The following is a 14,647-nucleotide window of genomic DNA, read 5'->3' as shown; positions in this document are numbered from 1 at the left end:
AATTTAATGCAAACGAAACTAGCAATGGTACAAATGTATTCATTCTAACGCGCGGATACAACTTTCAGTTGCCAGCTACTTCCATCCGTGAATGGTATTTCCACAGTAGCCTAGAATTTATCGACAGGCTCTTACAACTCTTCCGGAAGCTGGACATACGCCGCGTAGTCCCCCAGTGGGTCCGAACTGGTGAAGCTTTTCAACTGGGTAATCTCCTTGAGGTGGGTGTCGTAGTACAGCTCCACGAATATCCCCCCGGGAAGCCAGTAGAGGTTCACCCAGTCCTCTTCCTCCCAACGGGTCGCCACTTTGTGACCTGCATCGAACACGGCCACCAGTTGCCGGTCGTAAGGGAGTAGGTTGAACTTGTAGAGAGTCATAAAATGACCGAAGAGGCGTCAAAGCAATAAAGGAGTGGGAAGTTATTTATCACTGGTGATAAATAACGAAAAAGTTATCCACATTTCGTGCTTTAAACTACCACCGAAACTACTACCTGTACATATGTACAGGTTGAATTAAAGCGCTGAATTAGATAGCGTTAATTGTAAATGCCCGCTGTCAAACTGGAAGCAGGCTTCTTTTTGGTCTTGCGGTATTGGCCAAAAAGCTGCCTACCTTTACCCCATCGCAGGGTTTGTCACCCCGCCAAAGCGTTACCTGTAAAAAGGTGAAGCCCCGGCGTCGGCACAACGCTAGGGCTTCAAGAAGGCGGGTGTTTTTCGCACCACATCTTCCGTCTAATGAAAGAGGAACCTGCGAAATCAAAACCGAAGGCCCGACTACGGCTGGACCTTCAACTATCTGATGAGCTAGTCAAATGGCTCATCATCCTTGCAGCGGCAGCAACTGGCGTTTTATCAACGGCAGTTCTACGTCAGCTGTAAGACTCAAATCGAGGCCGGCCCCCTGGGGTTCGGCCTCTTTTTGTATCGTACGTTACAAAGATATTGAATTCAAATTTAATTCAACGGATAAATCGGCCGTAGATTCAACGTTCGTTGACCGAATGGTCGAAACAGTAGGGCAAGGTGCCGTTCGTAGGTAGGTGTGTGTGCCCCACACACAACCAAATTTCTTTTTTAGTTCACGTAGGGGGGTACGCCATCAAGTTTAGCGTGCCGTATGGGCCAAAAAAAGCCCTATTTGGCTCCGGCGAATTGAGTGTATGAAACGGTGACTGTGCTGCCAATAGCTCGATTGACCGTTATCGTGGCTCTCAATAGCCTGAAAAGCCAAAAAATGTGTGTGCAGGTGTCGCCGACCGGCAACAAGCAGTGTGCCACCCCCCACCACCGGCATCGTTAACTGTCGGTGGGGACCGACATCGGTTGAAATCAAAAAGCTCCCACCGGTTGGTGGGAGCAGTGGGTTTTGTTTGGTCAAGAGAGCCGGCTTTAGGCTAGTAGTTGTCCGTTGCCAGCGAGTAAGTAGAAAGCAAGTGTCGAGCCATATACTCGGCTTCCTGTTGCCCGAATGTTCTGAACCGCCTTTCTGTCGCGGCTTGGCTGTCGTAGGACTCGGTCATCCACGTTTCGCCTGTCAGGTACTTGCGAGGGGTGAAATAACCCGTAATTCGCAACCGGATGTTTCCAGTATCAAAGTCGTTTTCGTACTTGATTTCCAGGTTTCCCTCTTCGACAGAGAATGACTTGCTGGTGATGAACTTGTCAAACGGCTCTGGTTGACCCGCCTCTTCGCGCACCATTTTCCTAACAAATTCCCACGGATAGAGCGTGCCGTCATAGTTCACCCCAGCGCCGTCCTCAAATTGCCAAGTATTCTGCAATGACCGGTAAAAGGCGGCCCAGGTGGAATATGGAGAAGGAGGAGCTGTCACGTTAATCAAGTCAGGAAATGAATTTATGCCCAAACTACGAAGTCCCAGCTTTATAAAGCTGGGACTTCGGGTCGTAAAAGCGCTTACTTCTGTTGAATCTGTGGCCGTGGCGGTGCAACTGGCGGAGGCGTCAGCTCTCTGATTTCCCTTTGCGGCGGAGGCGGTGGGGGCGGTGGGGTCGGTTTGCTCATTTGCTGGGCTTAGGCAGGGGTTGGGGGAGGGGCTGGGTTGGCCGTGGAAGGTCTAGTATTTGCCGCTCCATCGGTGGCGGCGGCGGCAAAGGGGATGTGGTCTCACTCATGGCGTTTGCTGAATTAGGGAGGATGGTAACTTGATACGTCGGGTCCGGCTTTCTTAATTGGTTAGTCAAGAAGCCAGGCATGGTCAAGAGCAACCCCAATAGTGCGCCCATTATGGGGCCCTTCGACTTCTGAATGTTAATCGTGCGGTCGTCGTTGTTGACCACATTCACGGTGATTTGGTCCGCCAGCAATTCTACGAAATATTCCTTAAATTTTTGCACACCGTCTGATGCCGGGTCGTGCTCTTTGTAATGAGCAACCAGGTTGTCCATGTGCCGACGGAGAAGGGCAGCGTCCGGAATGTTCTTGTACACACCTTTTTTCACCACCGCGTAGGACCTATACACAAAAACAGCAGAACGAAAAGCATAGCCAAGCGCGACCGCTAAGGGTATCAGAAAAAACAGCAAGTAGTATAAGCTGCTGTGTTTATAATCGAATTGGGTTATGAGTAAGTAAGACAAGCCGAACACCCCAGTCAGGAGTGTAATCGGCGTCGTCACTACGTTTTCGAGTGTATATCGGCGGTCATACTCAGTCTCATGCCATTTCGACAAAAAGGCTAGCCAATCCCAGTCTTCTTTAGGGTCTTCCATCACAAGTCAAGCTATGCAATTAAGCGATGCGGCGCATTTGGCTCAGGTGCTCCATTAACCATTGCTCCTGATAGCCAGGCTTAGCTAAATCCATCATGCGGATAGGGCGCTGAACAGTGGCTCCTCCAAAATGAGTTGAGATGACAAGAGGTAATTCATTTGACCAGGTAAGTTGATGTTGCCACCCTTGAGGGGCAGTTGGGCCACGTAATCCCCAGCTAATCCCATTGATAACGAACGCATTCCACACATTGCCAATAGGTTTTAGGAAGCCGTATCGTTGCAAATCAGACAGAAATCGAGTGACCGAATCGGTTTGCATCTGCTGGCCAGTCTGGGCCAGTACCTGTTGAGCAAATTGCTCCATAAAGGCTGTTGTATTAGAGGTGGGAGGCAAGCCCAGCCCGTCATCTTGCAAGATGGAGAGAAGCTCTTGGTCAAAATTTGCCTTTACGTGGCGTCCACCCGGAATTTCAAAGGTCATCGTCGTTAGAAAAAAGTTAGTTTCTTGGTCGCTACGCTGATTCTCTACCCCAGCCCACCAGTCGCTAGCAATGTGGGAGCTTGTTTGAGGAGCTCAAAAACGGCATGCCCAGCCGTTGCTCCGGCACTGTCCGCTGCAAGCTCCTGTAGCGAGTCGAAGGCCCGTTTGAGGATGCTTTTTTTGGGTTCAGGCTTTTGCAACTGCAAATCAATGCTTTGAACTTGGTGGTCTATCTCTTCCCGGTGAGAATCAAAAGCTGGGTCCTGTTGAAAAGCCTGCTTGATTTGCTCGACCAATTCGGGCAAGGAAGCAACTTGCCCTGATGCAATGGATTGAGAAATAGCTTCACCGCTGGCCACATTGAACTGCGCAGCATCACCGGTATTCGCGGCTTGTACGGACCCATCACCATGGGAGACATTCACGATGCCACCAGCAGTGACGGTAATTGAGTGGAGGGCTTTGCTCACGGTGTCGTCGATGAGTTGTTTCTGTTGTAGGGATTGCAAAGAGACGTCGTCCCATTCGCTTAGTTCTAACAATAAATCTAGCAGGGTAGCACGGACAGTAAACAAAACCCCCTTGAAGAACGGTGCTGAGAGAGGTTGCCAGGCTTTATAAAGAATCCACTCGCTCCTCTTGCTTCTGTACAGTTTGTGGTTGAGAAAGCTCCGCTGCGCATTGGATAATTCATGTAACCCTCCCTGTTCAGAAAGGGCCCATTCTTCGATTTCAGTTATACTCATCGAAAGATTCCTTTCGCCAACGTTTGCTCGTTCTTCTTCTGTGAGATACTCCATTGGCACCAGTACATCGTTCTGACGAGCGCCATTATAGGAAAAGTTTACATGTAGTAATGTAGCGTATACTGGTATGTAAGTCTTCCTGTATGAAGGGACCTCGCTTCCATCATCGTAACCCTTAAGCTCGAAGTTTACCCATTCCTTCAATTGCTGGTTTTTGATTAAAAAAGCAATTGTTTTGACCTTAAGTAAGGCTGTAGATAATGCGGCTGTACCGTGCAATTCATCTATTGCAGCATTAATGAGTTCGGACGCTTTCATCGAAGTCGACTGATATTGCACAAAAAAACGGGCCAAGCCCCTTGTGGAACCTGGCCCGCCGAGACAGGAGTACTAGTTCTTCCGTACGCGCTCCTTCTCCGTGGTTTTAGGATGCTTCTCAGCATACTCCTTTTTGACGATTCGACCACTCTCCGAATCACGGTAAATGGTCTTCTTGGGTTCCGGTGCTTTTGGCATAACGGGTATGGTTTTGGTTAGAAGAAGCATAAAGATAAAAAGTTGCTTCTAACAATCCTAGTATTTGGTACTAATATATGTAGCATGTCAAAAAGAAAAAGCCCCACCGGTGAAGAGGGGCTTTCTTTGGTCGAAACGTAGTATCCTGTTAACTGCTGTAAGGCGAACGGATTTTCACGTATCGAATGATGAATACCAAAACAAGGGTGCTGAACACGAGGCTCCGGCCGGTAACGGGTCCTACCATCCAGCTTTGAAACACCGGAAGTAATCCGACAGTGTATTCCAAGACGAGGTACAGACCCGAGAAGACCATCACAAACGTAGCGACCAGCGACACCCAATGGTGTATGATTCTCATGCTATCAAAACACCGTTTAGTCGTTGGAAAGTTCACGTTATCAGATGTCTAAATCTTGTTGAGATGGGGGCAAGGTTGGCAGTGTGGAGCTATTTGGTGGCAAAGGTGGAGTGGGAGGCGAGGAAGCAGTAGAAGGGTTGGACGGCGATGAAGGGGCCACTCCGCTCAGCCTAAGTACGAGGTCAGCTGCGACGTTGGCATCCATTGCGTCAAGTTTTTTCTCAAGAATCGTATTGATGGCTTTGCGCTTTGTATTCGCCATTGCAAAATCCATCACGGCCCTAAGTAGCCCGTTGCTTCCGATGGTGATGCCCCCGAGCTTTGCCGCGACTGCGTGGCCGCCTGCGAGCGCCACTATGGCCAGTGAGCCAAGAAAAGCGGACAGCACTTGGTTGTGGCTGATGAACTCCACCATCCCCGGAGACTGGACGTTGGTCCTAATTTCAATTCGGTTGCCAGCCGCACGCATACCGGCTTCTTCGCGGAACTCCTGACACAACTCCAACAAGTAGTTGCCCATCGCAAAGTAGTCTTCTCCGTCAATTCCTCCTTTGGTTTGGATGTCCAATCGCACATGGGTTTCTTCGCCCTTCGTATAGATGGCGTATATCTCTCTGTCCAAGTAGTCTCCGAACCGGGTGATTGACGTCAGCGCCTGGGTGGCCGCGAAAGCCCCATACAGATTTGAGTCGAGTTCTCCCCATCCTTTTTCTGCGAGCCAGTTTACACTACGCCGTTTTCTATATACAACATCTTCATCCGTTGTACTTGTTTCTACTTCAAAGGGAGCACCTGTCGTAACTTCTCCAAACGCAAGTTTATTGGAGCCGGCACTGGGCATAACGACAATGTCGCCAGGTGCCATGTCAACCAAAAAGCGCCATATTAAGCCCGTTGCCTTGCCGATGTTTTCATCCTTGTACTTGGCATAAACCGCGGCTTGCAACTGCGAATAAGAGTCGGATTTATCGGCGAATGCTTTATTGACAGCCGCCAGCGTGACCAGATTGTAGCCGATGCCAACGCTTCTGGTCTTCCAGAAGTCGTCATAAAAAGCACCGCCGTTGGTGCGGATGAACCAGTACTGACGCTCGGGATTAATAACGGGAATGCGCGCAACGGCTTCGTCGAGAGCTAGCAGTAAATTTTGGTCCATTTAGAAACTGATGAAAAATATTTTTGCGCTTTAAAGGCAACGAAAGTAAAGCGAATTGTTGGAACGATATGCAGCTAGCAAAGAACAAGTTGAACTATCCCAGTTTGGGAATGCTTCCATATTGTGGAATGACAAGTATGTTGTGATAGGGATGTAACGTAAGTCAATGACTTACAATGTTACTCGCAAAAAGTATAGCGGATTCGCGTCAACTATGGCAGATTCTCATTTAGTAGGGAATTTCACACCCCCGCCCACCAGCGCCACGTCCGAAATGGTGTGGTGCGGGCTCCGGAACGGCCGCGTGCTGAGCAGGCCGCCCCCGCCCAGCTTGCCAGCCACCGAGTGGATTTTGGTGGTTTCCAGTGCTTCCTGCATGCTCAGCGGCGGCAGGATGCTGGGCAGGCGCTTGGCCAGCATGGTTTTGCCGGCGCCGGGCGGGCCTATCATAATCACGTTATGACCGCCGGCCGCGGCTATTTCCAGCGCCCGCTTGATGTTTTCCTGGCCCTGCACGTCGGCAAAATCGGCCGTGTATTTATTGACGGAATGCTGGAATAGGTCGCGCGTGTCCACCTTCGTGGGCGCAATTTCGTGGCGGCCTTCAAAGAAGTCGATGGCCTCCTGCATGCTGCCTACCGGAATCACGTCGAGGTTGTTGACGATGGCGGCTTCCTCGGCGTTTTCCTTCGGCAGAATAATGCCCCTGAAGCCTTCCTTGCGCGCCTGAATGGCAATGGGCAGCACGCCCTTAATGGGCCGCAGCTCGCCATCAAGCGCCATTTCGCCCATGATGATGTATTCCGGCAGCCGTTCCGTGTTCAGCTGCTGCGAGGCGTGCAGGATGCCCAGCGCAATGGGCAAATCATAGGCCGCGCCCTCTTTGCGAATGTCCGCGGGGGCCATATTCACCACGGTTTTGGTGCGCGGCATGCGGTAGCCGCGAAACTTCAGTGCCGCCTCAATCCGCTGCTGGCTTTCCTTGATGGCATTATCGGGCAAGCCCACCACGTTGAACCCCGTTCCGGCCGAAACTACCACTTCGATGATGATGGTGTAGGCGTTGACGCCCTGCACGGCCGAGCCGAAGGTTTTGGTGAGCATGGTAGAGGGGGAGGTGGGACGTTGAGAGGTGAGAAATGAGACAATTATGCCCAGAGGCTCTTAAGCCCTTTCACAAACCTACTACGCAACTGTCTGATATCTCACCTCTCAAATCTTAGCGTTTCACTTCTCATGTCTCCTCGTCTCGCCGCTCAAATCACCAGCTTCTCAATCAACAGAATCAGGATGTGAATCACCTTGATGTGAATTTCCTGAATCCTGTCCGCGTAGCCAAAATGCGGCACGCGAATCTCCACGTCGCTGAGGCCGGCCAGCTGGCCGCCGTCCTTGCCGGTGAGGGAAACCACCCGCATCCCGGCTTCTTTGGCGGCTTCGGCGGCGCGCAGGATGTTGGGCGAGTTGCCGCTGGTACTGATGGCGAGCAGCACGTCGCCGGGGTGGCCGAGGGCCTGCACGAAGCGCGAAAACACGAATTCAAAGCCGTAGTCGTTGGCCACGCAGGTCATGTGCGAGGCCTCGGTGAGGGCGATGGCGGCCAGCGCCCGGCGGTCGTTGCGGTAGCGCCCGCTCAGCTCTTCGGCAAAGTGCTGGGCATCGCAGAGGCTGCCGCCGTTGCCGCAGGTCAGGGCCTTGCCGCCGGCGCGCAGGCTGGTAGCGAATACGTCGGCGGCTTCGGCGATGCGGGCCAGATTGGCCGGCTCGGCCAGAAAGCCGTCGAGCACGGCGCGGGCTTCGCTGAGCTCGGCGTGGATAAGGTTGGTTAGGGCGGAATCGGGCACTTGGGACAAGTATGGTTAGAAAAATCTTCTGTCATCCTGAGCAGAGCGAAGGACCTTCTCACGTGAGAACCTTTTGGCGCGACAAGGTCCTTCGCTGTGCTCAGGATGACAGCTAAGCGGTTAGGCCAGCGGTGGGCGCTCGGCGGGCGGCGTGTTGGTCAGGCTGGGGTCGCTTTGCGGGAAGGTGGGCTGGGGCAGGTGGTCGGTGGTGCGGTTTTCGGTCGCGCTCACCGTGCCGGCGGCCTGGCTTTGGGTGAGGTGCGCCGTGGGCACGGGCTCGGCTGCTACCCGGCCGTCGACGGTGCGGGCAGTGGGCACGCCCACCGGCGGGGTGGCGCGTTGCTGCTGGTCGTAGAGCTTGGCCTTGAGCTCATTAATTTTATTTTCGTGCTGGCTCACCGAGCGGCGCAGCATCACGCTGTCCAGGTTTTCGGTAATCAGGTGCAGGGCCAGAATGCCAGCCCCAATCAGGAACATGGTGTAGTAGAAACTGCGCTCCTGCTCCAGCGCCGACAGGCCGGTGCCCATGCCCATGACGGAGGCGCGCACGGCCGGCGCGAGGACGAACAGCAGCGCCAGCAACAGGTAAACCATTACTGCGACGGTAACAATGCGTTTGAGAGCGAGCATGAGCGGGGGCGTAAAGTGAGGAAAAGAGGTAGTAAAAACGGCTACCCCGGAAAAACGGCTAAAAATAGTCCGAGTAAGCGGCCGGTGAGTAAACCGGCTATTTTACCACGGCCGCAGTGTCGGCGGCCAAGATGGACGAATCGGCCACGACGACGGTGGCGCCACGAGCGCGCTGGTCGTCTTGGTCGGCTTCAATCGAGTCACTGAGCGCCTGCACGCGGGCTTTGATATCGGTCAGTTTCGTTTCGTATTCGGGCCGTTGCTGGCTGCGGTAGTATTTGTATCCAACCCGCAACACGAGCAGAAGCAGAATGAGCGAGCCAAGCCAGTAGGAGGTTTTTTGATTGAGCATCGGGCAAAGGGTTCTGTCTCTTGGCCTACACCAAAGCGGCGTTGGTTTGCATCGAGCTCAGGCGCTGGTACACGCCGCCTTCGCGCCGAATGAGCTCTTCGTGGGTGCCGCGCTCCACGATGCGGCCGTGCTGCAGCACCACGATTTCGTCGGCGTGCTGCACCGTGCTCAGGCGGTGGGCGATGACGAGCGAGGTGCGGTTTTGCATCAGGCGCTGCAGGGCTTCCTGCACCAGCTTCTCGCTTTCGGTGTCGAGGGCCGAGGTGGCTTCGTCGAGAATGAGGATGGGCGGGTTGCGCAGGATGGCGCGCGCGATGCTCAGGCGCTGCCGCTGCCCGCCCGAGAGGCGCGAGCCCCGGTCGCCGATGACGGTTTGGTAGCCGTCGGGGCTGGCCACGATGAACTCGTGGGCATTGGCGATGCGGGCAGCTTCCATCACCTCGGCCTCGGTGGCGGCGGTGTTGAAGCGGATGTTGTTGAAAATGGTGTCGTTGAACAGGATGCTTTCCTGGGTCACGATGCCCATCTGGTCGCGCACCGAGTGCAGGGTGCAGGCGCGCAGGTCGTGGCCATCGATGAGAATCTGGCCGGCGCTGGGGTCGTAGAAGCGGGGCAACAGGTCGGCCAGGGTGCTTTTGCCGCCGCCGCTGCCGCCCACCAAGGCCACCGTCTGGCCTTTTTTGATGGTCAGGTTGATGTCGTAGAGCACCGGCGTCTCGCCGTAGCTGAAGTTGAGGTCGTGAAACTCAATTTCGCGTTCAAAGGGCGGTAGCACCGCCGCGTCGGGCCGGTCGCGGATGGCCGGCTCCGTGTCGATGATGCTCAGCACCCGCTCGCCGGCCACCAGCCCGCGCTGGATATTGCCGAAGGAGGCCGACAGCGCCTTGGCCGGCGTGAGCACCTGCGAAAACAGAATCACGTAGCCAATGAACGTTTCGCCATTCAGGTCCGAACCGCCGCCCAGAATCAGCGTGCCGCCGAAATAGAGCAGCCCGGCCACCACCGACACCCCCGCAAACTCGGAAAACGGCGACGCCAAATCCCGGGTGTTGTCGATGCGGCGCGAGGTGCGGGCGTACTGGTCGTTTTGCTCGGCAAACTTGCCCTTGATGTATTCCTGGGCATTAAAGGCCTTCACTACCCGGATACCGCCCAGCGTCTCATCAATCACCGATAGCATCGAGCCCAGTGTTTTCTGGCTTTGCTTGGCCTGGGTGCGCAGGCGTTTGGCCACGCCGGCGATGATGCCACCCGAAATGGGCAGCAAAATGAGCGTGAACAACGTGAGCGGCACCGAGATGTGAAACAGCACCGCGAAGTAGGCAATGATGGTGAGCGGCTCTTTGATAACGGCCGTCATGGTGTTCACCACCGAAGTTTCCACTTCCTGCACGTCGGCCGTGAAGCGCGACATCAAATCGCCCTTGCGCTCGCCCGCAAAAAAGCCCAGCTGCAGGCTCAGGATGCGGTGGTACAAATCGCGCCGCAGGGTCTGGATGACGCGGGCGCGCACTTTGGCCAGCAGGCGCAAGCTCAGGTAGCGAAACACGTTGCTGAGCAGCACCGACACCACTACCACGCCGCACACGAAGGCCAGCGCCCCCAGCTTGCCATGCCCGGCCAGCACATCGGCAAAAAAGTAGTTGAACGTGTCGGTGACCCACTGAATGGTGGGCTGGAAATCGGGCAGCCGAGCCGGGGCCGTCAGCTTCACGGTGTTGGTTTTGTCGAACAACACCTTCAGCAGCGGAATGATGAGGGTGAAATTGGCAATGCTGAAAATGATGGTCAGCACCGTGTAGAGCAGGTACTGCGGCAAAAACAGCGCCCAGGGACGGGCATATTGCAGGATTCTTAAGTAGGTCTTCACGAAGTCATTTAACAATTATCATTTAACATTTATCAGGTATTGAAGCCGCGCGAGTTAAATAGAATTGCGCAGTTGGCGCGTGGAGCGAATAGTTGTGAACAGCATTTTGCCTAGCTCATCAGCATCAGCAAACATGCTTTCGAACAGTTTAGGCGTAATAAAATCGGTGTCATGAAGAAGTTGAAGCCAGTATTTGGTTTCAAGACACTCCTTGATAAGCAATTGAAATTTTAGCAGACAAATCGGAGTCTGAAATGGCTCCATTGGCTTCGGTCACATTGGCGCCGATGCTGGTGCCACAACGCAGCAGTTGTTTCGACAAAACGTACTCGCGTTTTTCAGTAGAAAGAAACTGGTACGCCTTCACCACCCGCACCGCAAAGGCATACGACTTCTCATAAAGCACATTGCTCTTGCCGCCTATCATTTCAGAACTACTGTTAAATGTTAAATGATAATTGTTAAATGATTAAAACTCGTGGAGGCGCTGGGCGATGTTCCAGCGCACGGCCACCGAGGCGTAGGTTTCGTTGCCGTTGAGGCTGGGGGTGAGGCTGTAGGTCTGGTGCCGGGCGATGAGCTTGGCGTCGAGAAACAGGTTGAGACGAGGCTGGTAGGTGGCCGTGAAATCGGCGTGCAGCAGGCGGCTTTTGTTGCCCTGGCCGGTTTTGTTGCCGTACTCGCCCACGCGGGTGTTGTAGGACTTGAGCACGTTGCCGCCGTAGTTGGCGCCGTTCGCGTCGTCATTGATGACGTCCAGGCCCTGCTCCGAATAGAAGGCTTTGCCCACCAGCATCAGGCGGGGCAGCGGCTGGTAGCTGAGCACGCCCAGCAGCTCGGTCAGGTTGGCGCCCATGGGGTGGGCCAGGGGCTGCTGGTAATGCTCGTAGCTGGTGTAAATGTCCTCGTGCTGGTAAGTATAGGGCCGGACGTAGTTGAATTCCACCTGCAGGTCGAGGTTGCGCAGGCCGGCCACGTCAATGTACTTGCCGCCCAGTTGGAAGGCCTGCTTGTTGCCCCACCAGCCGTTGCCGGCGCGCACCTCGCTGATTTTGAACTCGTCGAGCACCAGCTGCCCGTAGAGCTGCGCCGTGTGCGCAAGGTTCCACTTGAAATCCAGCCCCAGAATGGCGTTGTCGGCCGAACCCACCTGCTGCTCCACGGCGCGGTAGAAGATGACCGGGTTCAGGTACTGCAGCTCAAAGCCCTTGCGCTGGCGCACAATTTTGCCGTTTACGACGGTGCTGTCCACGCCGCGCCCGCCCAGAATCGTGCTTTCAAACACGCCGATGTTAAAGTTCGGCGTCACATCGAAGCTGAGGTGGTGCAGCGCCATGTACTTTTTGGGGTACACCTGGTCGTCCCGCTCTTTCTGGGCCGTGAGCTCGGCAAACAAGTTCTGGTAGTTGAATTTCCAGACCCGGGTGTTGATTTTCAGGAAGAAATACGGCGTGCTGTAATCCGAAAGAATGAGCGAGCGGTAGCCGTTGCCGATGAAGTTGCGGTCGTGGGCCAGCTGCAGGTTGATGTGCTTGCTGGCGGCGTAGGTGATGCCGCCCCGCGCCGTGAAGAAGTCGTACTGGTCGGGCTTGTTCTTGTAGTACTTCCAAAAGCCCTCGTGCGGCACAATCTGGTCGCGTTGAATGCGCGTCTGCACGTAGGCCGGCACGGCTTCCTGGTTGTCGGCCAGAAAGGTGTAGAAGCCCAGCTTCTGGTCGATGGTGCCTTCCAGCTGCACGCCGCGCGTGTTCACGTAGCGCAGGCCGTCGCTCTGGTTGTCCTTGCCGCCCTCCAGCAGCAGCACCGGGTTCACGCGCAGCGTGAAGTCTTCGGTCTGTACGCTGTAGAGGTCGGTCTGGTCGCGGTAGAAGTAGGTCAGCACCGGCTGGGCGCTCTGGTTGAGGGCCGCGCCGCGGGCACTGTTGGCCCAGTTGTCTTTCAGCAGGTATTGGGCGTTGAAGCGGTCGGCGCGCGAGAGGCTGCCCCCCGCGCGGGTGATGCTGTCGCCGGACAGCAGGCGCTCGCCCAGGCGGGCCACGGCGGCGCGGGTGTAGGGCCGCACGCTGGTATGCGGGTCGTTCAAGGAGTCAGGCCCGAACTTGATGGCGTACCGGTCAATCAGCCGGTAGGTGTTCACGTCGAGCGGCACGTAGTTGGCGCCCTGGGTGGTTTTGCTGGGTTTGCGGGGCGGCGTATCGGTGGCGGGCACGGGCTGGTCGAACACCAGCCACGGCGATTTGGCTTCCGGGGCCGCCGTGGCGGCCGGCACTGGGGGCGCGGGTTCGGTTTGGGCGGCCACGGGGCCCGCTAATAGCGCCAATCCGGCGCAGGGCAGCAGATATTTATGCATAAATAGGGATAGGTCTCCGAAAGAGCGAAGCGGCGTGCCTGGGCAGCCGCTCCGGGCGGTAATTTCTCAACAAACCTACGCAGCAAGGCGTTGGCAAAGTTCGGCCGGCCCACCCGGCGGGCCCGCCGGTAGCGCCGGAAGCCCGCAGACCCACGAGACGAATTCCGGCGTCATTTCTTGCCCGCCGCCACTTTTTGTGCCAACTTCGGGGCCCCGGCCGGGTGCTGTTGCCCCGCGCTGCTCTCCAATCCCTTTCCGCATGGCCACCACTCCGCTCCCCACTTCCGCCGCCGTCCCGCAGGGCACCGATGCCGCCGAGGCCCAGGCCAACATTCACGTGGTGTGCGCCGAGCCCAGCATCGCCAACCACTTCCTGGCCGAGCTGCGCGACAAAGAAATCCAAAAGGACAGCCTGCGCTTCCGCCGCAACCTGCAGCGCCTGGGCGAAATCATCGCCTACCGCATCAGCGCCCACCTCAGCTACACCGAGCAGTCCATCCAGACGCCCCTGGCCGAAACCCGCGGCAAGCTCCTGCACGACTTCCCCATTCTGGCCACCGTGCTGCGCGCCGGCCTGCCGTTTCACCAGGGCTTTCTGAATTATTTCGACCAGTCGCCCAGCGCCTTCGTGGCCGCGTATCGCATCGAGGGCACGGCCCAGGTGCAGGTGCAGGTCGACTACCTTTCGGCGCCCAGCCTCGATGAGCGGGTGCTGATTCTGGCCGACCCCATGCTGGCCACCGGCAAAAGCCTTGTGCAAACCTACCGGGCCATGCTGCGCTTCGGCATGCCGCGCCAGGTGCACATCGCGGCCGTCATCGCCTCGCCGGAGGGCCTGGCCTACGTGGCCCGCGAAATCCCGGAGGCCACCCTGTGGGTGGCGGCCATCGACGAAGGCCTGAACGAGCACGCCTACATCATGCCCGGCCTCGGCGACGCCGGCGACCTGAGCTACGGCAGCAAGCTGTAGCGCCGGCAGCGGCTCAAAATCCTTAACATGGGGTTGAGCCCTTGCACTCGGAAATGGGTATCTTTGCCACGCGCCCACCCCGCGTTCGTTGCCCTCTTTCCACCGCCTGCTTTCCGCCCCCCAGTGCTGCACCCCGCTGTTAAATGCGCGTCCGTGTTCTTGTTGAGCACGGTCAAGTTTTTGGGCGGCCCGTTGGCCGGCACGTCCATGGGGCTGCACTTCTGGCCCACGCTGGCGCTCACCGTGGCCGGCATGATGACCAGCGTGTTCGTGTTCTCGGGCGTGGGCCGCGCCTGGATGCAGCACCGCCAGAAGCAGCGCCGCCTGCGCCGCGAGCCCATTTTCACGAAACGCTCGCGCAACATCATCAAGGTGTTTCGCAAGTTCGGGATGGGCGGCATTGCCTTCCTCACGCCCATTCTGCTGTCGCCCATCGGCGGCACGGTCATCGCCACGCTGCTGGGGGTGCCGCGGCAGCGCATCCTGCTGCACATGTTTCTGAGCGCGGTGTTCTGGGGTTCGGCCCTCACCTTTGCCAGTATGCATTTCGGGCATTTGCTGCATCACGGCAAATAATTGCCTGGTACCGGCCGTATTGCTTACGTGTTCAAGCTACGGGCATGTGCAAAA

Annotated in this window: 15 protein-coding genes and 1 pseudogene; 2 read left to right on the top strand and 14 right to left on the bottom strand. The window is 56.2% G+C overall.

What is annotated here, in order from left to right; all coding sequences use genetic code 11:
• Positions 1 to 131: 131 nt before the first annotated feature.
• The 14 genes and pseudogenes from I2H31_RS11700 to I2H31_RS11640 form a co-directional block, all read right to left on the bottom strand.
• The gene (locus I2H31_RS11700) at positions 132 to 380 is read right to left on the bottom strand and encodes a hypothetical protein (protein ID WP_196293224.1); all 249 of its coding nucleotides are present in this window, start codon (positions 378 to 380) and stop codon (positions 132 to 134) included.
• A 1,022-nt stretch (positions 381 to 1,402) separates the two neighbouring features.
• The gene (locus I2H31_RS11695) at positions 1,403 to 1,840 is read right to left on the bottom strand and encodes a hypothetical protein (protein ID WP_196293223.1); all 438 of its coding nucleotides are present in this window, start codon (positions 1,838 to 1,840) and stop codon (positions 1,403 to 1,405) included.
• Positions 1,841 to 2,027: 187 nt separating this feature from the next.
• Positions 2,028 to 2,738, bottom strand: a complete 711-nt coding sequence (locus I2H31_RS11690) for a hypothetical protein (RefSeq protein WP_196293222.1) — start codon at positions 2,736 to 2,738, stop codon at positions 2,028 to 2,030.
• Positions 2,739 to 2,757: 19 nt separating this feature from the next.
• Complete coding sequence (locus I2H31_RS11685; protein ID WP_196293221.1) at positions 2,758 to 3,222, bottom strand: hypothetical protein; 465 nt, start codon at positions 3,220 to 3,222, stop codon at positions 2,758 to 2,760.
• A gap of 44 nt (positions 3,223 to 3,266) precedes the next feature.
• Positions 3,267 to 4,286 carry an AbiTii domain-containing protein gene (locus tag I2H31_RS11680; RefSeq protein WP_196293220.1) on the bottom strand — a complete coding sequence of 340 codons (1,020 nt, stop codon included), beginning with the start codon at positions 4,284 to 4,286 and terminating at the stop codon, positions 3,267 to 3,269.
• Between the two features lie 599 nt (positions 4,287 to 4,885).
• A complete protein-coding gene (locus I2H31_RS11675; RefSeq protein ID WP_196293219.1) occupies positions 4,886 to 6,001 on the bottom strand; it encodes a hypothetical protein in 1,116 nt (371 codons plus the stop codon).
• Between the two features lie 246 nt (positions 6,002 to 6,247).
• A pseudogene (locus tag I2H31_RS11670) lies at positions 6,248 to 7,105 on the bottom strand (YifB family Mg chelatase-like AAA ATPase); the annotation flags it as partial.
• A gap of 152 nt (positions 7,106 to 7,257) precedes the next feature.
• A complete protein-coding gene (lpcA, locus tag I2H31_RS11665) occupies positions 7,258 to 7,845 on the bottom strand; it encodes a D-sedoheptulose 7-phosphate isomerase (protein ID WP_196293218.1) in 588 nt (195 codons plus the stop codon).
• A gap of 120 nt (positions 7,846 to 7,965) precedes the next feature.
• A complete protein-coding gene (locus I2H31_RS11660; RefSeq protein WP_196293217.1) occupies positions 7,966 to 8,475 on the bottom strand; it encodes a hypothetical protein in 510 nt (169 codons plus the stop codon).
• A gap of 97 nt (positions 8,476 to 8,572) precedes the next feature.
• Positions 8,573 to 8,827: a hypothetical protein gene (locus tag I2H31_RS11655; RefSeq protein WP_196293216.1), complete on the bottom strand. Its 255-nt coding sequence runs from the start codon at positions 8,825 to 8,827 to the stop codon at positions 8,573 to 8,575.
• Positions 8,828 to 8,852: 25 nt separating this feature from the next.
• Positions 8,853 to 10,697: an ABC transporter ATP-binding protein gene (locus tag I2H31_RS11650; RefSeq protein ID WP_196293215.1), complete on the bottom strand. Its 1,845-nt coding sequence runs from the start codon at positions 10,695 to 10,697 to the stop codon at positions 8,853 to 8,855.
• A 54-nt stretch (positions 10,698 to 10,751) separates the two neighbouring features.
• Entirely contained in the window at positions 10,752 to 10,961 is a 210-nt protein-coding gene (locus I2H31_RS25495) for a four helix bundle protein (protein ID WP_262895786.1), read from the bottom strand.
• Positions 10,897 to 11,124 carry a four helix bundle protein gene (locus I2H31_RS25490; protein WP_262895785.1) on the bottom strand — a complete coding sequence of 76 codons (228 nt, stop codon included), beginning with the start codon at positions 11,122 to 11,124 and terminating at the stop codon, positions 10,897 to 10,899. Before I2H31_RS25490 ends, I2H31_RS25495 begins: the two co-directional genes overlap by 65 nt.
• 42 nt (positions 11,125 to 11,166) lie before the next feature.
• Positions 11,167 to 13,047: a capsule assembly Wzi family protein gene (locus tag I2H31_RS11640; RefSeq protein WP_196293214.1), complete on the bottom strand. Its 1,881-nt coding sequence runs from the start codon at positions 13,045 to 13,047 to the stop codon at positions 11,167 to 11,169.
• Positions 13,048 to 13,306: 259 nt separating this feature from the next.
• Between I2H31_RS11640 and upp the strand changes: the two genes are divergently transcribed.
• Together upp and I2H31_RS11630 are read left to right on the top strand one after the other, a co-directional pair.
• Positions 13,307 to 14,017, top strand: a complete 711-nt coding sequence (gene upp / locus I2H31_RS11635) for a uracil phosphoribosyltransferase (protein WP_196293213.1) — start codon at positions 13,307 to 13,309, stop codon at positions 14,015 to 14,017.
• A 123-nt stretch (positions 14,018 to 14,140) separates the two neighbouring features.
• Positions 14,141 to 14,593, top strand: coding sequence for a small multi-drug export protein (locus tag I2H31_RS11630; protein WP_196293212.1), 453 nt, complete (start codon positions 14,141 to 14,143; stop codon positions 14,591 to 14,593).
• The last annotated feature ends 54 nt before the right edge of the window (positions 14,594 to 14,647 follow it).

Source organism: Hymenobacter ruricola, from assembly GCF_015694525.1.
GTDB classification, from domain to species: domain Bacteria; phylum Bacteroidota; class Bacteroidia; order Cytophagales; family Hymenobacteraceae; genus Hymenobacter; species Hymenobacter ruricola.
This window is presented reverse-complemented; position numbering and strand designations above follow the sequence as displayed.